At 35.1% G+C, this 20,989-nt stretch carries 18 protein-coding genes and 1 pseudogene; 3 read left to right on the forward strand and 16 right to left on the reverse strand.

The window, feature by feature from the left end:
* Window positions 1–19 precede the first annotated feature (19 nt).
* The gene (uraH, locus tag M0M57_RS04630; protein ID WP_248435822.1) at window positions 20–427 is read left to right on the forward strand and encodes a hydroxyisourate hydrolase; all 408 of its coding nucleotides are present in this window, start codon (window positions 20–22) and stop codon (window positions 425–427) included.
* Window positions 428–579: 152 nt separating this feature from the next.
* Here the strand turns inward: uraH and M0M57_RS04635 are convergent.
* Window positions 580–795 (reverse strand): annotated as a pseudogene (locus M0M57_RS04635) (tRNA epoxyqueuosine(34) reductase QueG); the annotation flags it as partial.
* A 277-nt stretch (window positions 796–1,072) separates the two neighbouring features.
* Here M0M57_RS04635 and M0M57_RS04640 point away from each other — a divergent pair.
* Window positions 1,073–2,074: an IS110 family RNA-guided transposase gene (locus M0M57_RS04640; RefSeq protein ID WP_248435824.1), complete on the forward strand. Its 1,002-nt coding sequence runs from the start codon at window positions 1,073–1,075 to the stop codon at window positions 2,072–2,074.
* Between the two features lie 276 nt (window positions 2,075–2,350).
* Here M0M57_RS04640 and M0M57_RS04645 read toward each other — a convergent pair whose 3' ends face one another.
* The 14 genes from M0M57_RS04645 to M0M57_RS04710 all read right to left on the reverse strand — a co-directional run bounded on the left by M0M57_RS04645 (window position 2,351) and on the right by M0M57_RS04710 (window position 17,472).
* A complete protein-coding gene (locus M0M57_RS04645) occupies window positions 2,351–2,908 on the reverse strand; it encodes a hypothetical protein (protein WP_248435826.1) in 558 nt (185 codons plus the stop codon).
* A 94-nt stretch (window positions 2,909–3,002) separates the two neighbouring features.
* Window positions 3,003–3,920, reverse strand: coding sequence for a tRNA epoxyqueuosine(34) reductase QueG (queG, locus tag M0M57_RS04650; RefSeq protein WP_248435828.1), 918 nt, complete (start codon window positions 3,918–3,920; stop codon window positions 3,003–3,005).
* Between the two features lie 74 nt (window positions 3,921–3,994).
* Window positions 3,995–4,348, reverse strand: coding sequence for a four helix bundle protein (locus M0M57_RS04655; protein WP_248435829.1), 354 nt, complete (start codon window positions 4,346–4,348; stop codon window positions 3,995–3,997).
* 74 nt (window positions 4,349–4,422) lie between these two features.
* Window positions 4,423–5,445 (reverse strand): Holliday junction branch migration DNA helicase RuvB, encoded by a 1,023-nt coding sequence (gene ruvB / locus M0M57_RS04660; RefSeq protein ID WP_248435831.1) that lies wholly within the window; start codon window positions 5,443–5,445, stop codon window positions 4,423–4,425.
* A 42-nt stretch (window positions 5,446–5,487) separates the two neighbouring features.
* A complete protein-coding gene (locus M0M57_RS04665) occupies window positions 5,488–5,796 on the reverse strand; it encodes a GNAT family N-acetyltransferase (protein WP_248435833.1) in 309 nt (102 codons plus the stop codon).
* Between the two features lie 6 nt (window positions 5,797–5,802).
* Window positions 5,803–6,021: a (4Fe-4S)-binding protein gene (locus M0M57_RS04670; protein ID WP_248435835.1), complete on the reverse strand. Its 219-nt coding sequence runs from the start codon at window positions 6,019–6,021 to the stop codon at window positions 5,803–5,805.
* An 85-nt stretch (window positions 6,022–6,106) separates the two neighbouring features.
* Window positions 6,107–7,909 carry a cytochrome c oxidase subunit I gene (locus M0M57_RS04675; RefSeq protein ID WP_248435837.1) on the reverse strand — a complete coding sequence of 601 codons (1,803 nt, stop codon included), beginning with the start codon at window positions 7,907–7,909 and terminating at the stop codon, window positions 6,107–6,109.
* A 26-nt stretch (window positions 7,910–7,935) separates the two neighbouring features.
* Window positions 7,936–9,099, reverse strand: a complete 1,164-nt coding sequence (locus M0M57_RS04680) for a cytochrome c oxidase subunit II (RefSeq protein WP_248435838.1) — start codon at window positions 9,097–9,099, stop codon at window positions 7,936–7,938.
* 19 nt (window positions 9,100–9,118) lie between these two features.
* Window positions 9,119–10,459, reverse strand: coding sequence for a quinol:cytochrome C oxidoreductase (locus M0M57_RS04685; RefSeq protein ID WP_248435840.1), 1,341 nt, complete (start codon window positions 10,457–10,459; stop codon window positions 9,119–9,121).
* Window positions 10,460–10,484: 25 nt separating this feature from the next.
* On the reverse strand, window positions 10,485–11,048 hold the full coding sequence (locus M0M57_RS04690) for a c-type cytochrome (RefSeq protein ID WP_248435842.1): 564 nt from the start codon (window positions 11,046–11,048) through the stop codon (window positions 10,485–10,487).
* Window positions 11,049–11,057: 9 nt separating this feature from the next.
* A complete protein-coding gene (locus M0M57_RS04695; protein ID WP_248435844.1) occupies window positions 11,058–11,582 on the reverse strand; it encodes a DUF3341 domain-containing protein in 525 nt (174 codons plus the stop codon).
* A gap of 20 nt (window positions 11,583–11,602) precedes the next feature.
* Window positions 11,603–13,006 (reverse strand): NrfD/PsrC family molybdoenzyme membrane anchor subunit, encoded by a 1,404-nt coding sequence (gene nrfD, locus M0M57_RS04700; RefSeq protein ID WP_248435846.1) that lies wholly within the window; start codon window positions 13,004–13,006, stop codon window positions 11,603–11,605.
* A 36-nt stretch (window positions 13,007–13,042) separates the two neighbouring features.
* The gene (locus M0M57_RS04705; RefSeq protein ID WP_248435847.1) at window positions 13,043–16,105 is read right to left on the reverse strand and encodes a TAT-variant-translocated molybdopterin oxidoreductase; all 3,063 of its coding nucleotides are present in this window, start codon (window positions 16,103–16,105) and stop codon (window positions 13,043–13,045) included.
* Between the two features lie 32 nt (window positions 16,106–16,137).
* Window positions 16,138–17,472, reverse strand: a complete 1,335-nt coding sequence (locus tag M0M57_RS04710) for a c-type cytochrome (RefSeq protein WP_248435848.1) — start codon at window positions 17,470–17,472, stop codon at window positions 16,138–16,140.
* Window positions 17,473–17,691: 219 nt separating this feature from the next.
* Between M0M57_RS04710 and M0M57_RS04715 the strand changes: the two genes are divergently transcribed.
* Window positions 17,692–18,081, forward strand: coding sequence for an SPOR domain-containing protein (locus tag M0M57_RS04715; RefSeq protein WP_248435850.1), 390 nt, complete (start codon window positions 17,692–17,694; stop codon window positions 18,079–18,081).
* A gap of 57 nt (window positions 18,082–18,138) precedes the next feature.
* Here M0M57_RS04715 and infB read toward each other — a convergent pair whose 3' ends face one another.
* Window positions 18,139–20,973: a translation initiation factor IF-2 gene (gene infB, locus M0M57_RS04720; RefSeq protein WP_248435852.1), complete on the reverse strand. Its 2,835-nt coding sequence runs from the start codon at window positions 20,971–20,973 to the stop codon at window positions 18,139–18,141.
* Window positions 20,974–20,989 lie beyond the last annotated feature (16 nt).

Genomic DNA, 20,989 nt, shown 5'->3' on the forward strand with positions numbered 1-20,989 from the left:
ACTTTAAAAAACATAAACTATGAAAAATTTAATCTCAACCTTTCTATTTATTTTAATTTCGATGACTTCTTTTGCTCAAACAAGTAGACACCAATTATCGAGTCACATTTTAGACATTTCTAAAGGCATGCCTGCTTCGAATGTATCCATTAAATTAGAGAAAATGAATGAAAAAACAAAAGTATGGACTTTTATAGAAGAGAAGAAAACAGACAAAAATGGAAGAATTACTGACTTTCTTAGTACTGAAAAAGACAATAATGGAATTTACAAACTGACCTATTTTACTAGTGATTATTTCAAAGAAAATAAAACTGAGAGTTTTTATCCATTTATTGAAGTTGTTTTTGAGATAAAAGACAATAGTCATTATCATGTTCCTATTACTCTTTCGGCATTTGGTTATTCCACTTACAGAGGGAATTAAACTTTTCAAATTCAAAAAAATTACTTGAGATGATATTTTTATTTTTAAATATCATCCCAAGTAATTTAAGAGGTATTGTACATTTTCATTTGTGAGGATTATTTTTTAAGAAAGACAAAGCAATTTAAAGCTTTAAAAACTTAATCTACAAATTAATCTCTCAAAAACGCAACATTCCTCTTCAACCCTTCCAACTTAGTCCTTTTCACCGCTGAATTTTTAAATACTTTTTTAAAAACATCTTCTGTAATTTCTTCCCAATCTTTTTTGGTAAAAGAAAGTAATTCGGGATTTACTTGAAAAAGCGGTTCGTTATGTGGTTTTGAGAATCGGTTCCAAGGGCAAACATCTTGGCATACGTCACAACCATGCTCTGCATTCTATGATAAAAAAGACATTTGCATTGTATTTTGTAAACTTCGGATAGCCTTTAGATTTGTTCATTGAAAATTTCGTAATTTTAGATTAACAACCAAACTGACAAAGTGAACCAGTTCGGTGGCAAGAATTTAAGGTCTATCCCCAGATTAGGACTTTGTCAGTTTATATTGAATAAGCATCAAATAGTTATTCAGGCATTTAGGCCTATTATTAAGGTTGTGATTGTATTCAATGTTTGGTTGCTAACCTTTTAAAACTTTTCTTATGAACAAATTTAAACATTTTTTAGGTATTGATGTATCAAAAGAATATTTTGATGCTGTTGTGATTTTGAATGGTAATAACAAGAAAACATTTCACAATCAATTCACTAATGATTTCAAAGGGATTAGGTCACTATGCAAGTGGCTTAAAGATCAAGACGCAACGTTTGATAACACACTTGTATGTTTAGAGCATACAGGGATGTATAGTAAGTTAATTATTAAGTATTTGACGGGTTATAACTTCTCGCTTTGGGTTGAAATGTCTCTTAAAATTATACGAAGTATAGGAGTTCAACGTGGAAAAAATGATAAAGTTGATGCTGAAAGAATTGCCTATTATGCAATGAAAAATGCTGATGAAGCAACTATTTATAAAGCACCTAGTATGTCTGTAGAGAAGATTAGAAAACTACTTTCTCTTAGAGATAAATTAACCACTACTAAAGCTTGTTTGATTCGTAATGTTAAAGAACTTAAAACTTTCGATTTAGAACTATCAAAATTGTTAGACAAATTTCAAAAAAATACTATCAAAGGAATTGAAGAAGATTTAAAAAAAATTGAAAAGCAATTAGATGAACTAATAATAGAAGATGAAAATATCAATAAAATTTTCAATCAAGCTACATCAGTTCCAGGAATAGGTAAAATAACTGCTTTGTTTTTAATATGTTTTACTAATGAATTTACGCTATATTCAAATCCAAGGCAATTGGCTTGTTATGCAGGCGTAGTTCCATTTGAATACACTTCGGGTAAATCAGTCAGGGCAAAACCTAAAGTCCATTATATGGCAAATAAAAAATTAAAAAAGCAATTACATCTATGTGCTCTCTGTGCTGCGACTTACGATTCTGAGATAAAAGAATACTATCAAAGAAAAGTTGCTGAAGGGAAAAATAAAATGCTTGTATTAAACAATGTTAGAAACAAATTAATACATCGAGTTTGTGCTTGTATCAGAGAAGATAAAATGTACGAGAAAAGACAAATAGCTTAAACTTTAAAAACATATTTTCTTTTGAAAGGGAAAAGATAAAAACTCTCTTCCCCTTCGCAAGACTTGTGTTTTTCCTAAATCAAATTTATTGAATTATTCTCAAAATATCAATGAAAAAATTAACATTTTTTATTTGCTTAAACCATAGTTATCAGGGGAAAAAGGAAATTTTAATGGGAATTCTTTTGGGGTTAAATTTTGGAGGCAACAAGAGTCAAATACCTCGTAATGCTGAAAGACCTATAATATCTTAAAAAAAATGATCTTTGATAAATTTTAAAAAGCTTTTATATATTCTCGAGTAGTTGTGATATTTGTTCTTATCCACCTTTGATTTACAGAATCATAATTTGTTGGATACAATTGATTTGTTACTTTAATCAATTTATCTTCTACCAGTGTTAATTCTTCTTCAACTGGACCATTTTCAACTACAACAACATTATGGTATTTAAATTTTATTTTATTACTATCTATCATTTTATAGTCTCCAAAAATAGGAATCGTTGGAATCAACTCTTCATCTTCAATACAACCGATGTTGAAAATTATAAAATTACCATTTATAAATTCACCTTCTGTATTTAATCCGGAAATAAAATATCGAACCATACCGGGATTTAGGAAACTATATCCTTCATTTTTTATACATTCAAATTCTAATACCATATCTGTAGAGGTGACACCATCTCTATTAAGATCAATTGGAACACTAGTTTTGAAAGAATTTAAAACCCAAGTATAATTAGTTATTGGTGAAGAATCAATAATATCGTTCTCACTTGAACACGAAGTTAATAGCATTAATAATAAACTTAAAAATATTGCTTTCATATATAAAATTCAACAAGATAAAATTTTCAGGTATTTTTTTACAAATTTATTAATTTAATCATATCTATTTTTTTAAAATTTAAAATAATAAATTTTACTTCAAAAACTCCACATTCCTCTTCAACCCTTCCAACTTAGTTCGTTTAACCGCTGAATTTTTAAATACTTTTTTAAAAACATCTTCGGTGATTTCTTCCCAATCCTTTTTGGTAAAAGAAAGTAATTCGGGATTCGCTTGAAAAAGCGGTTCGTTATGTGATTTTGAAAAACGATTCCACGGACAAACATCTTGGCAGACATCACAACCAAAAACCCAATTATCGAATTTGTCTTTCATTTCTGTGGGAATATTTTCTTTTAACTCGATGGTAAAATAGGAAATGCATTTGCTGCCATCCACCACATACGGAGCAACGATGGCTTCGGTTGGGCAAGCATCAATACAGGCTGTGCACGAGCCACAGTGGTCGGTAGTTGGGTTGTCGTATTCTAATTCTAAATCAACAATTAATTCGGCAATAAAATAGAAAGAACCCACTTTTTGGGTAATGAGGTTGGTGTTTTTTCCCATCCAACCCAGACCGCTTTTGGCTGCCCAAGCTTTGTCTAAAACCGGAGCCGAATCAACAAAGGCTCGTCCGGAAACTTCGCCTATTTCGGTTTGAATAAAATGTAAAAGTTCTTTGAGTTTTTCTTTGATTACAAAATGATAGTCTTGTCCATAAGCATATTTTGAAATTTTGTAACTCTCTTCGTTTTGAAATTCGGAAGGATAATAATTCAGCAATAATGAAATGACACTTTTGGCTCCATCCACTAATAACGTTGGATCCAATCTTTTGTCAAAATGGTTTTCCATATAACTCATTTGACCGTTCATATTTTTGTTGAGCCAGCTTTCTAATCTTGGTGCTTCTTCTTCGAGGAAACCAGCTTTGGAGATTCCGCAGGAGAGGAAGCCGAGGCGTTTGGCTTCGGATTTTATGATGGATGATAGGTGATCTTTGTTCATTGATGGGAGATGGAAGATGGAAGCGGGAAGCGGGAAGAGGGAAAATGGAAGAAATTCGGGCTAACTTTCTGCTATTATTTTAATTGTGCTTTGAATGCTAATGTCATATTCATTAAATCAAAAGCATCTTTATATAATTTATCGAATAATCCTTGATTGATATAATTTCTCCGTTTTGCTTTATGCAAACAAGTGACTACTTCTGCAATAGAACGAACAGAATATCCCAAAAAACGATTGAATTCCGGTTTTGATTGCTCAATTGAACCTTCAGAAATATTTAAGGCGATAGAATCGGCAGCTCTAGAAATTTGCGAGGATAAATTATAAATTTCTCTTTTGGGAAAACTTTCGGCTAAAAGATTTATTTCTTCACCAAAATCCATCGCCTTCTGCCAAATAATTAATTTTTCAAATTTAAATCCCATAACTAAAAATTCAATTTAATTCACAAAACATGTGCTTTTCTTCCCTCTTCCATCTTCCTTCTTCCCGTCTTCTCCTAAAAAAGACCGCCTTGTATATTGGTTTTAATTTTACCAAGATGCTTATAAGCCTTCTCGGTTACTTCCCTTCCACGTGGTGTTCGCATAATGAAACCTTCTTGAATTAAAAAAGGTTCATAGACTTCTTCGATGGTTTCACCACTTTCGGAAACAGCAGTTGCAAGCGTAGATAGACCAACTGGGCCACCTTTGAATTTATCAATGATGGTGTTTAGGATTTTATTGTCCATTTCATCTAAACCGTGAGCATCTACGTTCAAAGCTTTTAGTGCATATTTGGCAATTTCAATGTCGATTTTTCCGTTACCTTTTATTTGAGCAAAATCACGAACTCTTCTAAGTAATGCATTGGCAATACGTGGTGTCCCACGACTTCTTCCTGCAATTTCAATGGCTGCTTCCATAGAAATTGGCACTTTCAAAATGGAAGAACTACGTTGAACGATGGTAGTTAATAATTCGGTGTTATAGTATTGCAATCGACTTTGAATTCCGAAACGGGCACGCATTGGTGCGGTAAGTAAGCCTGAACGAGTGGTTGCTCCAACTAATGTAAACGGATTTAAATTGATCTGAACCGTTCTAGCATTTGGTCCGGATTCAATCATAATATCAATTTTGAAATCCTCCATTGCAGAATACAAATATTCTTCTACAATTGGACTCAGTCGGTGAATTTCGTCAATAAAGAGCACATCTCTATCTTCTAAATTCGTAAGTAATCCGGCCAAATCGCCCGGTTTATCCAACACTGGTCCAGATGTGATTTTTATACCAACCCCTAATTCATTTGCTAGAATATTCGCTAATGTTGTTTTTCCTAATCCGGGAGGTCCGTGAAAAAGGGTGTGATCAAGAGCTTCTTCCCGTTGATTGGCTGCTTCTACAAAAACTTTTAAATTTTCTAAAACCTGGTCTTGCCCGGCAAAATCATCAAATGAAAGCGGTCTCAACTTTTTTTCGAGGTCGAGTTCTTCCGGATTAAAACCTTTGTTGGTTGGGTCTAAATATTCATTCATAAAAGCAAAGATAAGACAAAGTCTATTTATAAAAAGAAATAGTTAAACGTGATAACCGGGAGCTAAAATTTCTTTCCATTCCGGATGTCTTTTTAAGTAAGCCGCAACAAAAGGGCAAAGTGGAGCTAATGTAAAATTGTTGGATTTGATAAAATTTAATGCTTTGACAACGATGCTACTTCCCACACCTTTTCCTTCTAATCCAATAGGCACTTCGGTATGGGTTAGATACATTACGTTTTGATTGGTAAGGATATATTCGATAAAAGCCACATGTCCTTCAACATGAAGTTCAAATCGTTTCTTTTCTTCATTTTTCAGCAATTCTACTGATTCATATTTATCTGCCATAGTCATTTATTTTTTAGTTAGATAATAGGATAGTGCTCCCGAAGGACATTTATTAACTTGATTGATAATTTCTTCTGAAGTTGCATCATTTGGTTTGATCCATGGTTTTTCTTTGGGTTGAAAAACCGCGGGCAAACCTTTTACACAATTTGCAGAGTGTGTACACAATTCAGCCTTCCAAACGATAGTAACTTCATCATTTGAATACTCTTTTTCTTTTCCCATAATATCAAAATTTATCAGAATAAAGATAAATAAAAAAGCCCTTTCAAAAAAATGAAAGGACTTTTAAATATGAATTAATAATATATTAGTGATGTAATTTTTCTTCGTCCGGACCCATTGGAACGGTTTGCGGCACAAAATCTTCTAAATGCCCAGGCTTACTATAATCATAAGGCCATCTGTGAACTTCAGGAAGAGCACCTGGCCAGTTTCCATGAATGTGCTCTACTGGAGCTGTCCATTCTAATGTATTTGATCTCCATGGATTCATTTCGGCTTTTTTACCGTAGAACATACTGTGGAAGAAATTCCAAATAAATACTAATTGGAAAGCACCACCTACTAAAGCAAACATTGTAATGATAACATTTACGTTTTGTAAATCATCAAATAATGGGAAAGCAGTGTTGGTGTAATAACGTCTTGGTAAACCGGCCATTCCAATAAAGTGCATTGGGAAGAAAACTCCATACGCACAAACAGCAGTTACCCAGAAGTGAACATAACCTAAATTTTTGTTTAACATTCTTCCGAACATTCTTGGGAACCAATGATAGATTCCGGCAAACATTCCGTAAAGAGCAGAAATACCCATTACTAAGTGGAAGTGAGCAACTACGAAGTAAGTATCGTGAACGTTAATATCAAGTGTACTATCTCCTAAAATAATACCCGTTAAACCTCCGGTGATAAAAGTAGAAACTAATCCGATAGAAAATAACATCGCAGGATTTAACTGAAGGTTACCTTTCCATAAAGTTGTGATATAGTTGAACGCTTTTACTGCGGAAGGAATTGCAATCAACAAAGTTGTAAAGGTAAACACAGACCCTAAGAATGGATTCATTCCTGAGATAAACATGTGGTGACCCCATACGATAGTTGATAAAAATGCAATCGCTATAATGGAAGCAATCATGGCACGGTAACCAAAAATTGGCTTACGTGAATTGGTTGCAATAATTTCTGATGTGATTCCTAATGCTGGTAATAAAACGATGTAAACTTCCGGGTGTCCTAAGAACCAAAATAAGTGTTCAAACAAAACTGGCGAACCACCTTGGTAATGCAATACTTCACCGGCGATAAAAATATCCGAAAGGAAGAATGAGGTACCAAAACTTCTATCAAAAATCAACAATAACGCTGCTGATAAAAGAACAGGGAAAGATACGATACCGATAATTGCTGTTACAAAGAAAGCCCAAATTGTTAAAGGTAATCTTGTCATAGACATTCCTTTTGTTCTAAGGTTGATAACGGTAACCACATAATTTAATGATCCCATTAATGAAGAAGCAATAAAAATAGCCATAGAAACCAACCACAACGTCATACCGGTTCCAGAACCAGGTATTGCCTGCGGAAGAGCACTAAGTGGTGGATAAATTGTCCATCCGGCAGAGGCTGGTCCTGATTCTACAAACAATGAAATAACCATGATTACACTTGATAAAAAGAATAACCAATAGGAAATCATGTTCAAGAAACCAGATGCCATATCACGAGCTCCAATTTGTAACGGAATTAATAAGTTACTAAACGTTCCGCTCAAACCAGCAGTCAATACAAAGAATACCATGATGGTTCCGTGAATTGTTACAAGTGCTAGATAAACATCATTTTGCATTACTCCGTCAGGAGCAAATTTATCTCCTAGAAGGACGTTAAAAATTTTGAATGATTCTTCAGGCCAAGCTAATTGCATTCTGAACAACAATGACATAGCCACACCAATAATACCCATAATCAAACCAGTGATTAGGTATTGCTTAGCAATCATCTTATGATCGATACTAAAGATGTACTTTGTTATAAAAGTATCTTTGTGGTGATGCTCGTGCTCGTGTCCGTGATCGTGTTCGTTTGCGTGATCGTGTGCTGACATAATCTTAAATATAAATTTTTATTTAGCTATTTTTTATCTACTACTTGAGCTACTAAAGTTGAATCTACCACAACTTTTGTAGAATCTGTTTCTGTTTTAATCTCTTCAATAGTTTGTTCCTGAGCTTTCATAACTTGTGCAAGTGTTTGCTTTTCGCTTAACCACTTCTTGAAGTCTTCTTTGCTCTCAACTACAATTTTCATTTGCATGTTGTAATGAGATTTTCCACAAATTTTGTTACACAATAAAAGGTAATCAAATGTATATGGGTCTAAAGCGGCTTCACCTTTTGCAACTAAATCTTTGCTTTTCTCTGCTCTGATTTTATTGATTGTAGCAACTTTTTCCTGCATTTCAGGAGAGTTTCTCATATCAAGCGTTGTAACAGTAGGAACAAATGCAAATTGTGTAACCATACCCGGAACACAGTTCATTTGAGCTCTAAAGTGAGGCATGTAGGCTGAGTGCAAAACGTCTTGTGAACGAATTTTAAAAATCACTTTTACACCTTTTGGTAAATGTAATTCTGAAGCAGGAATATCATCTTGAGCATTTGGATCTGCTAAATCTACACCTAAAGTATTAATTCCTTCAATATAACGAACGTTTGCTTTTCCTAACACATTATCTTCACCGGCATAACGAACTTCCCACCCGAATTGTTTTGCGTAAATTTCCACAACCATTGGGTTTTCTGTTTCTTCATCCACAAACATAATATTTGTCCAAGCATATAATCCGTAAAGAATTAAACCGGCTAATGTAATCGCAGGAATGATACTCCAAATCATTTCTAATTTGTTGTTATCCGCAAAATACAAGGCAGTATTTCCTTTTTTCCCTCTGTATTTGTAGGCGAAGTAATGTAATAATGCTTGCGTAATTGTTTGAACGAAGAAAATTAAAATCATCGAAATCCACATCAAACGATCCACTTCTACTCCATGTTCTGAAGCCGAATTACTCATTAATGGAAAATGACCATACTTAACTACACAAACAATAGTTGTAATATAAATGAACACCAAAAAGGCAAACATTAAATAACCATTTACATTATTATCATTGTCATTAGCCACTTGAGAATTATCAGCGTCACCTCCTATTTGCGTTAAATCAAATATTTTGGTCAATTGCCAAATGGCTACTGATACTAAAACTAAAACAACTAGTACTAACAAACTTGTCATCTGTCTAAATCTTTAAATATTAATAATGAAAATGTTTACTTTCTTCGATAAATGGATTTCTTTTTGGTAATAATGGTGCTTTTGTTAAAGCTGTGAACACTATTAAAATAAATAATCCAAGGAAGAAAAGCAATGAACCAATCTCTCCGATTCCAATAAACCATCTGTCTCCAACGGTAGCAGGCATAATCATGTTGAAGAAATCAACATAATGACCTAATAAAATTACTACTCCTGCCATTACCAAAACCCAAGTAATACGTTTGAAATCCGTATTAATTAAGATTAAGAATGGGAAAATAAAGTTCATGGCAACCATTCCGAAGAAAGGTAAATTATATTGTTCTATTCTTGTTACAAAATAAGTAACTTCCTCAGGGATGTTAGAGTACCAAATCAACATGAATTGTGAGAACCATAAGTACGTCCAAAACACACTGATACCAAACATAAATTTAGCTAAGTCGTGAATGTGGCTTGTGTTTACATGTTCTAAATAACCTCTTGATTTTAGGTATAATGTTACCATTGCAATCACTGTAATTCCACTTACGAAGAAGGAAGCAAATACATACCATCCAAATAAGGTAGAAAACCAGTGTGGATCAACAGACATAATCCAGTCCCAAGACATGATTGATTCTGTTACGATAAAGAACACTAAAAATCCTGCTGAAATATTAAAATTCTTTTTGTAGAAAGCATTATCTGAAGCTTCGTCTTGAGCCAAACAATTTTTTCTGGAGAAGTAACGATATAAATTCCATCCAATGATGAATACTGCTGCTCTGATTAACCAGAACCATTCGTTCAAATATCCAATTTTGCCATTTAGAAGTTTATCAAATTTTGGACTTTCCGGATTAACTAATTCAGGATCCATCCAAACAAATAAATGATTAAAATGTAAAGCAGAAACTACTAATAATATAAAAAAGATAGCAGAACCCCATGGCAAATAGGCCGTGATTCCTTGCATTACTCTAAACAATACCGGAGACCAACCTGCTTGAGCAACATTTTGAATTGCATAGAAAGCCAATGCTCCAAGTGAAATTAACATGAAAAAGATAGCCGCAACATACAATGCAGCCCAAGGTTTATTTTGCAACTGATGTAAAACATGGTTTAAATGTTCTTCGTGTTCTGTGTGTGCTTCTGCACTGTGAGCATCGTGTCCGTGTGCATCATGAGCATGAGCATCGCGAGCACCGTGATGACCATGAGCTTCAGCTTCAAGAATTTTTTCTACATCGGCTGTGGTTTTTGGAGCAGAAATAAAACTATATCCAATTCCCAACAATCCAACGATTATTAGAACAAAGGAAAAAACTTTTAATTTACTTGAAAAGGTATACATATCTATACAATCTAGTTGTCAATAATTATAATTTACTTTTTAACTGAAGAACATAATCAGTCACTAACCAACGTTCGTGTTGCGATAATTGATTAGCATGAGAACCCATAGAGTTCAATCCGTAGGTTATCACATGAAAAACACTTCCTTGCGTAACCGGTCTATCAGCATAACTTGGAACTCCCAAGAATTTTTCTCTTTCTACTAATTTTCCTTTACCATTTCCGGAATCTCCGTGACAAATGGCACAATAAATTCCGTAAAGTTCTTTTCCTTTAGCAGCTTCTTTATCAGAAATTGAATCAAGAGGAGAAACTAGGTTAGCTTTTGCTAATTCGTATCCGGCTGTTGAATTTTCATAATCATAAATTTCAAAACCTCTTTTCACACTTCCTACTGGCGGTTCTTGTGCGGTTTGTCCTTTCAATTGATTTTCACCATTAAATGCTTCTGATTCAGCATAAGTTTCATACCCAACTGATTCGTACATATTTGGAAAAAATTGATAATTTGGACTTTTGCTGTTAAAACAAGAGGTAACCGAAACGGCTAATCCAAACAATAGGGCTATTTTAAATAAGCTTTTCATATTTCTATCTTAATGCTTTTCTACAACTTTAATTTCAACTGCTCCTGTTTTCTTTAAAAAGTCAGACAGTTCTTGTTCGTTATTATGAACAGCAACTTCCATTAAAAAGTGGTCGTCTGTTGTTCTAACATCCGGATTTTCTGCTTCTTTGAATGGCCATAATTTACTTCTCATATAAAAAGTAATTACCATTAAGTGAGCAGCAAAGAAAACCGTTAGCTCAAACATAATAGGCACGAATGCCGGCATGTTTTCGATATAACTAAAACTTGGTTTTCCTCCGATATCTTGTGGCCAATCTTGAATCATGATGTAATTCATCATCCAAGTAGCAAATGAAAGTCCGACACAACCATACATAAACGACGCAATTGCTAATCGAGTTGGAGCTAACCCCATGGCTTTATCCAAACCGTGAACCGGAAAAGGAGTGTAAACTTCTTCAATATGATGATGAGCTTTGCGAGTCTCTTTCACGGCATCCATTAGGATGTCATCATCATTATATAGTGCCTGTATAACTTTAGTACTCATAATTTCTTATACTAATTATCTTAATGATTATGGTGATGTCCTTCTTCTTCTCTCTTACGCTTATAATTATCTCCTGATGATTTCAAGATAGTTTTTACCTCTGCTTGAGCAATCACTGGGAATGATCTTGCATATAATAAGAACAATACAAAGAAGAAACCGATTGTTCCGATAAAAATTCCGATATCTACAAATGTTGGTGAGAACATCGTCCAAGATGATGGAAGGTAATCTCTGTGTAATGAAGTTACGATAATTACGAAACGTTCAAACCACATACCAATATTTACCACAATTGAGATTACGAAAGAGAACATGATGCTCGTTCTTAATTTTTTGAACCACATGAATTGTGGGGAAAACACGTTACATGTCATCATCGCCCAATATGCCCAAGCATACGGCCCTGTTGCTCTGTTCAAGAAAGCATATTGTTCATATTCTACACCGGAATACCAAGCAACAAACAGCTCTGTAATATAGGCGACTCCCACAATAGAACCTGTAATCATAATTACAATGTTCATTAATTCGATATGTTGAATCGTGATGTATGCTTCTAATTTAGATACTTTACGCATGATAATCAACAACGTGTTTACCATTGCGAATCCTGAGAATACCGCTCCAGCTACGAAATAAGGCGGGAAAATGGTCGTATGCCAACCCGGAATTACCGACGTTGCAAAGTCAAAGGATACAATTGTGTGTACAGAAAGTACAAGAGGAGTTGCTAATCCGGCAAGAACCAAAGATACTTCTTCAAAACGTTGCCAATCTTTTGCTCTTCCACTCCATCCGAAGGATAAAATCGAATAAACTCTTTTTGTAAAAGGTGTAATAGCTCTGTCTCTCAACATCGCAAAGTCAGGAAGTAAACCTGTCCACCAGAAAACTAAGGATACAGAAAGATACGTTGAAATTGCAAATACGTCCCAAAGTAATGGTGAGTTAAAGTTAACCCATAACGAACCAAATTGGTTTGGAATTGGAAGTACCCAGTATCCTAACCATGGACGACCCATGTGAATAATTGGGAACAAACCTGCTTGCATTACAGAGAAGATGGTCATTGCCTCCGCAGAACGGTTAATCGCCATTCTCCATTTTTGACGGAATAATAACAATACCGCAGAAATCAAAGTTCCGGCGTGACCGATACCAACCCACCAAACGAAGTTAGTGATATCCCAAGCCCATCCAACAGTTTTATTTAATCCCCATGTTCCGATACCGGTAGAAATGGTGTATATCATACAACCTAATCCCCAAAGGAAAGCGGTTAATGCGATTGAAAATACAATCCACCATTGTTTGTTTGCTCTTCCTTCAACAGGAGCAGCGACATCTACTGTTACATCGTGATAAGATTTATCACCTATAACTAAAGGTTTTCTAATGGGTGCTTCGTAGTGAGACGACATAATCCTTTATAGTATTTCTTATTAATTAAATTTTAACTACGTATTTCTAACTTTAACATGATAGAATACATTTGGTTTTGTTCCAACGTGTTCCAATAAATGATACATTCTATCATCTTCGACTAATTTGGCCACTTCACTTTCTTTATCATTTACATCACCAAACATCATTGAACCGGTAGAACAAGCACTTGAACAAGCGGTTTGGAATTCGTCTTTGCTTACCGGACGACCTTCTTTCTTAGCTTTTAAGATAGTAGCTTGCGTCATTTGGATACACATAGAACATTTTTCCATTACACCTCTTGAACGAACATTTACATCCGGATTCAATACCATACGACCTAAATCGTCATTCATATGGAAATCGAATTCGTTATTTTTGTTGTATAAGAACCAGTTGAAACGACGTACTTTATACGGACAGTTGTTTGCACAGTAACGAGTTCCCACACATCTGTTGTATGCCATGTGGTTTTGACCTTGACGACTGTGTGATGTTGCTGCCACAGGACAAACTGTTTCACATGGTGCATGGTTACAGTGTTGACACATTACCGGTTGAAATACGACTTGTGGATTTTCTGCAGGACTTTCCATTTCTCCAAATCCACCTAATGAACCTTTTTCTCCGAATAATCCGTCGAATTCATCTTTTCGCTTCACATCTCCGGCAAACGTTTCTTCCGAAGAATAATATCTGTCGATACGCAACCAATGCATATCTCTACTTCTTCTTACTTCTGATTTTCCTACTACAGGAACGTTATTTTCTGCATGACAAGCGATTACACATGCACCACATCCGGTACAAGAGTTCAAATCGATTGATAAGTTGAAATGATGCCCAACTGATCTGTCAAAACTATCCCATAAATCTACTTTTGTAGCTTCAATAGGTTTGTGATCCATAGAAACCATTGGTGGTGGATTCCATTTTTTTGCATCTTTTTCTGTATTGAAAATCGTTAACGTAGTTTCTTTAACAATATCACCACGACCCATTAAGGTTTTTTGTGATTGAACTGAAGCAAATTCATGTGCTCCGCTTTCTAAAGCAATAGTTACCGGCTGCGTTGCAATAAATCCTTTGTATAAAGAATAAGCATTCACACCAACTTGCATTGCTTCTTTTAAAGCCTCTTTTTTTCCATAACCAAATGCTAAACCAACAGTTCCTTTGGCTTGACCCGGTTGAATGATTACCGGAACTTTTTCAAGTTTTGTGTTTCCTACTGTTATCGTTACATAGCTTCCGTTAAGAGCGCCATTAGCAACTATTTCATTTTCTATCCCTAATTTTTCTGCATCTGCTTTAGAAACAGTTAAATAGTTATCCCAAGAAACTCTTGTAATTGGATCCGGGAATTCTTGTAACCATGGGTTGTTGGCTTGTTGCCCGTCTCCCATTCCGGTTTTGGTATATAAATTTAATTCGAATGGACTTGATTTTGCTTGAGCTAAAGCTGAAGCTGCTGTTGAAAAATCAGCACCACCGGCACTATTGGAGGAAGCTGTAGCCGAAACAAAAATTCCGTCGTGAACTGCTTGACTCCATGTTTTTCCAACTAAAATTCCAGCCCATGATTCTTTTAAGAAATCATAATAGGTTTTATCACTTCCGTTCCAAACCAATAAATTATCTTGTAACTGACGAGAATTAAACAACGGACGAATTGTTGGTTGAGTTAATCCGAAAGTTCCTTTGATAATTTCAACATCACCCCAACTCTCCAAATAATGAGGTGCAGGAGCAGCGATGGTTGTTAAAGAAGCAGTTTCATCCTCTTTTAATGAAATAGCTACTGAAAGTTTAGCTTTTTTCAAACCATCAGCAAATGTTTTACCATCTGCTAACGTATAAACCGGATTTACACCACTCATAATAAGTGTGTGTACTTTTCCACCATTCAAATCGGCTACCAACTGAGCTACTGCTTGGTTAGAACCTTTTCTGATTTGACGTGTTTGATTTGGATTGAATGCTTCGCTGCTTAATTTAGCATTGATTGCTAATACTAATAACTGAGCATTTTTATCATCGATACCGGAAACTAAAACTCCTTTAGAACCCGATTGATTTAATTGTTCTGCAATTTTTGTTATTTCAGCTTCGTTTGCTAATTTCCCAACATTCACAGAAGTTCCTGTAACAATACTGAAAATTTTAACTAAAGCTAATTTTTGTTCTGCCGTTGACATTGGAATTCTTTTGTCTGCTGCAGCACCGGATAATGTCATATTCGCTTCTAATTGAATATGTTTTGACATTTTTCCTTGTTTTGGAACTCTTCCTTGAGCATATCCTTTATCGAAACCACCACCTTGCCAATCTCCTAAGAAATCTGCTCCAACGGAAACAATGGTTGATGCTTTTGAAAAATCATATTCTGCTAAAGCTCTTTCTCCATACACTGCTTCAAAAGCATCTAACGCTTCTGAAGAAGAAACAGCATCATAAATTACATGTTTTGCTGTTGGATTGTTTGCTATAAATTCCGCAACTAATTTATCGGTAGAAGGACTTGCTAATGTTCCGGTTAAAAGAACTACTTGAGCACCTGTTGCTTTTGCATCGGCTAAACTAGCTTTTACTTTTGCATCAACTTCTGACCAAGAGGTGTCTTTTTTATTTAGCTTAGGCTGCTTTAAACGCATGTTGTCATACATAGACAAAACCGAAGCATGAACACGAGCGTTGGCACTAAAAGAAGCACCTTCGATCGTATTGTTTTCTATTTTGATAGGACGACCTTCGCGAGTTTTTACTAAAATGTTAGCAAAATCGAAACCGTCGAACATTGTTGTAGCGTAATAATCTGCAATACCGGGAATAATTTGTTCCGGTTGCACCACATAAGGAATAGATTTGATCACTGGTCCTTCGCAGGCAGCCAATGAAGCGGCAGCTGTACTAAAACCAACGTATTTTAAGAAATCACGTCTTGAAGTAGAAGAGTTAGACAAACTGTCTTTATCTCCCAAAAACTCATCCGTTGGAATTGGCTCCACGAATTCATTGTCTCTTAACGTCTCAACAATAGAACTGTTATCGCTTAGCTCTTCAACACTTTTCCAGTATTTTTTGTTTGATGACATACTGTATATATATTAGCTTCTTAATAAATTAATTAATAGTGACATTTTCCACATTCTAAACCTCCCATTTGTGCAGCAGTTAATTTCTCTACACCATATTTTTTAGAAAGTTCTTCGTGAATTTTTTTGTAGTAATCATTGTCTTTCAATTTCACATCGGTTTCTCTGTGACAATTGATACACCATCCCATGGTTAATGGAGAATGTTGTTTCATGATTTCCATTTCTTCTACCGGACCGTGACAAGTTTGACACTCAATTCCAGCTACAGTAACGTGTTGTGCATGATTGAAATAAACTAAATCTGGTAAGTTATGAATACGAACCCATTTAACAGGTTGTGTTTTTCCGGTATATTTTTGTTCTGCTTTGTCCCATCCAACAGCATCATACAATTTTTGAATCTCTCCATCGTAGAATGCTTTGCTGTATTCTGGCGTAGCAGTTGTTTCTGCAACTTCTGAAACATTTTTATGACAGTTCATACAAACATTTAAAGAAGGAATTCCTGAATGCTTACTTTCTCTGGCAGACGAGTGACAATATTTACAATCAATACCATTGTCTCCCGCATGAATTCTGTGTGAATAATGAATTGGCTGAATTGGCTCGTAACCTTGATCTACACCAATTTGCATAAACCATCCGTAAACAAAATAAGCACTAGACAATAAAAGGAAAATAACGGTTACTAAAACCAAGAATTGATTTTTAGCAAATGCTTTCCAAATTGGCAATGTTTTTTCTTTTTGAGCTACTTCAATTCCGTTTGCTTTTGCAATTTTGGATAACACATTGTTTACCAAGAAAAGCATTACTACCAACATAGCTAATACTAATGCTAGAGCACCAAGGATTACTTCGTTAGAAATTCCACCTGTTTGATCAACAGCTCCTTCCGGAAGCGGTGGAGGTGGAGGCATCGTCGCAACTGGCTCCATCGTATAAGCAACAATATTATCAATATCTGCATCAGACAACTGAGGAAACGCAGTCATTGGAGACTTGTTGTACTCATTAAAGATTTTGTTTGCTCTGTCGTCTCCCGATTTGATTAAATCGGCACTGTTACGAATCCATTTATACAACCATTCTTTTTCATATTTATCACCCACCCCACGTAAAGCAGGACCGGTGCTTTTAGAATCCAATTTATGACAAGCCGCACATTGAGCATTAAACAATGCTTTTCCCGCAACAGGATCTCCTGAAGCAGTAGCCGGTGCAGGTGCAGCAGCGGTTGCATCAGCAGCTGGAGCCGGAGTGGCTGCATCTTGAGCAAAAATTTGAATAGAAAAAGTTAGCATAAATGCTAAACTAAACAGTAGAACTCTTGAAATCGAATTAGGGTAACCCACCTTTTTCATATATTAGAATATAATTTGTCGACTAATTTTTTGGTATGATTTTTTCTATAGTTCACAATAAAACGTACATTTTATTTTAAACTCCGACAAAAATACGACTTATGAACTATTCTCAAAACCTTAAAATACCCTTAAATAGTAATTTATATTTATTCTAAATAATATTTATTGTTTTGTTTTATTTCATAACCATTACATTTGCATTAAAATCAATTCATTATGTTATCAAAAGAAAGAAAAAAACTGTTTTACTCCCTTATTTTACTTGTTTTATTATTTACAAATAATGAAGTTTTCGCACAAACTACAACTGTTGAACAAGATGCAAAATTCGAACAATTGTTAAATGAAAAAAGACGAGTAAACGCTTCATTGACGGTGAATGACCGTTGGAAAATTCAAATTTTTACCGGAAATAATGAAAACTCAAGAAAAGAGCTTATTACTTTTAAAAGAGAGAATAAAGATTTTGATGCTACAATTGTTTTTCACACGCCGGTTTATAAAGTTTGGGTTGGAAACTACAAAACCAGAATTGAAGCAGAGAGAAATTTGAAGGAATTAAAAGCTAAATATCCGAATGCTTTTTTGATTAAACCAAATAAGTAAATTTCACAATCTTATAGAAACAAAAAATCCCGATTGCTCGGGATTTTTTTATGCTTCTTATTTCAGCTTTTTCTTAACTTCTACTTGGCTGAAGGATTCGATTAAATCGCCTACTTCAATGTCGTTGTAGCCTTTAATTTGCATACCACAATCATATCCTTTCGAAACTTCTTTTACGTCGTCTTTGAAACGTTTAAGAGCAACCAGTTCACCAGTGTAAATTACAACACCTTCTCTAATTAATCTGATTTTAGAGCTTCTGATGATTTTTCCATCAATAACCATACAACCTGCGATTGTTCCAATTTTCGAAATTTTGAATGTTTCACGGATTTCTGCTGTTCCTGAAATTTCTTCTTTTAATTCCGGAGACAACATTCCTTCCATTGCATCTTTTAAATCATCAATTGCATCGTAGATAATTGAGTATGTTTTAATATCAATTTCTTCTTTGTCAGCCAATTGTTTAGCATTTCCGGCAGGACGAACATTAAATCCGATAATAATTGCATCGGAAGCCGAAGCCAACAATACATCTGATTCGGTAATGGCACCAACACCTTTATGAATAATTTTGATTTGAATTTCTTCGGTTGACAATTTAGAGAACGAGTCAGAAAGTGCTTCTACCGATCCATCCACGTCACCTTTCAAGATAATATTCAATTCTTTAAATTGACCTAATGCAATACGTCTTCCAATCTCGGCCAACGTAATGTGTTTTTGAGTTCTAACGGATTGCTCACGCATCAATTGTGAACGTTTTGCAGCAATTTGTTTTGCTTCACGTTCATCTTCAAACATATTGAATTTATCTCCGGCAGTTGGAGCTCCATCCAATCCTAAAATAGAAATTGGTGTTGAAGGTCCGGCTTCTTTGATACTATTGCCACGTTCATCATGCATCGCTTTCACTTTACCATGATTTTTACCTGCCAACACGTAATCTCCAATTCTAACTGTTCCGGCCTGAATCAATACGGTTGAAATATATCCTTTTCCTTTATCTAAATAGGCTTCAACAACAGTACCAACAGCTGGTTTGTTTGGATTAGCTTTTAAATCTAAAAGTTCAGCTTCTAATAAAACTTTTTCAAGTAATTCTTTCACACCAATTCCCATTTTAGCAGAAATGTCGTGCGATTGAATTTTTCCACCCCAATCTTCTACCAATAAGTTCATTCCGGCTAATTTTTCTTTGATTTTTTCAGGATTAGCATTTGGTTTATCCACCTTGTTAATCGCAAAAATCATAGGAACATTCGCCGCTTGAGCGTGACTAATGGCTTCTTTGGTTTGTGGCATGATGTCATCATCAGCAGCAATTACGATAATCGCAATATCTGTTAATTGAGCACCACGAGCACGCATTGCGGTAAACGCTTCGTGACCCGGTGTATCAAGGAATGCGATTTTTTGACCATTTTCCAACGTTACTCCGTAGGCTCCGATGTGCTGTGTAATACCTCCGGACTCACCGGCAATTACGTTGGCTTTACGGATATAATCCAGCAACGATGTTTTACCGTGATCAACGTGACCCATCACAGTAACAATTGGAGCTCTGTGCACCAAATCTTCCTGTTTGTCTTCTACTACCTCAATTGCATCTTCGATATCTGTTGTAATGAATTCTACTTCATAGCCAAATTCATCTGCCACAATAGATAAAGTTTCAGCATCCAAACGTTGGTTCATGGTTACCATGATTCCTAACGACATACATGTTCCGATTACTTTGGTAATTGGCACATCCATCATGGTTGCAATTTCACCAACGGTAACAAATTCGGTTACTTTGATTGTTTTGCTTCCTTCTTCGATTGCTTTTAATTCATCATCCGAACGTTGACGGTGCGAATCTCTTTTATCTCTACGGTATTTTGCCGCTTTGCTTTTATTTCCTTTACCTTGAAGTTTTTCTAAGGTTTCACGAATTTGTTTTTGTACTTCTTCTTCGGTTGGCTCTACTTTGGCAACAATTGCCGGACGAGCACTTTTATTAAATCCAGGTCTGATTGCTTGACCTTGGCGAGGCGGACCTCCTTGAGTATTTCCTGTACTTTGACCACCTGTTCCCGGCTTTGGTATAATTCTTTTTCTTTTATTTTTATTAGCATCCGAATTTCCCGCCGCTTGTTGCGTAGCCGAACGAGGTTGAATTTTTGGTTCTTCCTTTTTCTTTTTTGGTTTATCAAATTGAGACAAATCAATTTTTTGTCCGGTAGTTGTTGTTCCTGATAACTTTTTATACTGTGTCTCAAATTTTTCATCGCCTGGAGCTGGAGTAGCAACAGGAGCTTGAGCAGAAGTAGTCGTAGTTGGTGTTATAGCTGGTTTTTTGGGCTCTTCCGTTTTTTGAGCTACTGGTTTAGGTTCAACTTTTTCTGGAGTAACTTTTGGTTTTTCCTCTTGAACAACAGGTTTTTCTTGAACAGGCTCTTCTTTTTTAACTACTTCTTGAACTGGTTCCGGCTTAACTTCTTCAACTACTTTTTCAACTTCTGGAGTAGGTTGTTTTTTTGGCTCTAAGTCAATTTTTCCAACCTGTTTTGGTCCTGTTACAGTTGCTTTGGCTTTTATAACTTCCTGTTGTTGTTTTAAAAGTTCTTCTTCATGCTTTTTCTGCAATTCCAATTCCTTTTCTCTTTCAACACGGAGAGCTTCTTTTTCTTTACGTTTTTCTTCACTCACTTCTTTAGAAGCTTCTTTATTCCCCTTATCGCCGGCAAATTCATTACAAAGAATTGAATATTCATTTTCAGAGATTTTTGTGTTTGGACTAGCTTCAATAGTAACACCTTTGTCTTTTAAATAATCGACAGCTCTCTCCAAAGAAATATTTAATTCCCTTAAAATTTTATTAATTCTTATGTTCTTTTCTTCAGACATATATTTTTTTTAGTGT

The sequence above is a fragment of the Flavobacterium azooxidireducens genome (assembly GCF_023195775.1).
GTDB lineage: Bacteria > Bacteroidota > Bacteroidia > Flavobacteriales > Flavobacteriaceae > Flavobacterium > Flavobacterium azooxidireducens.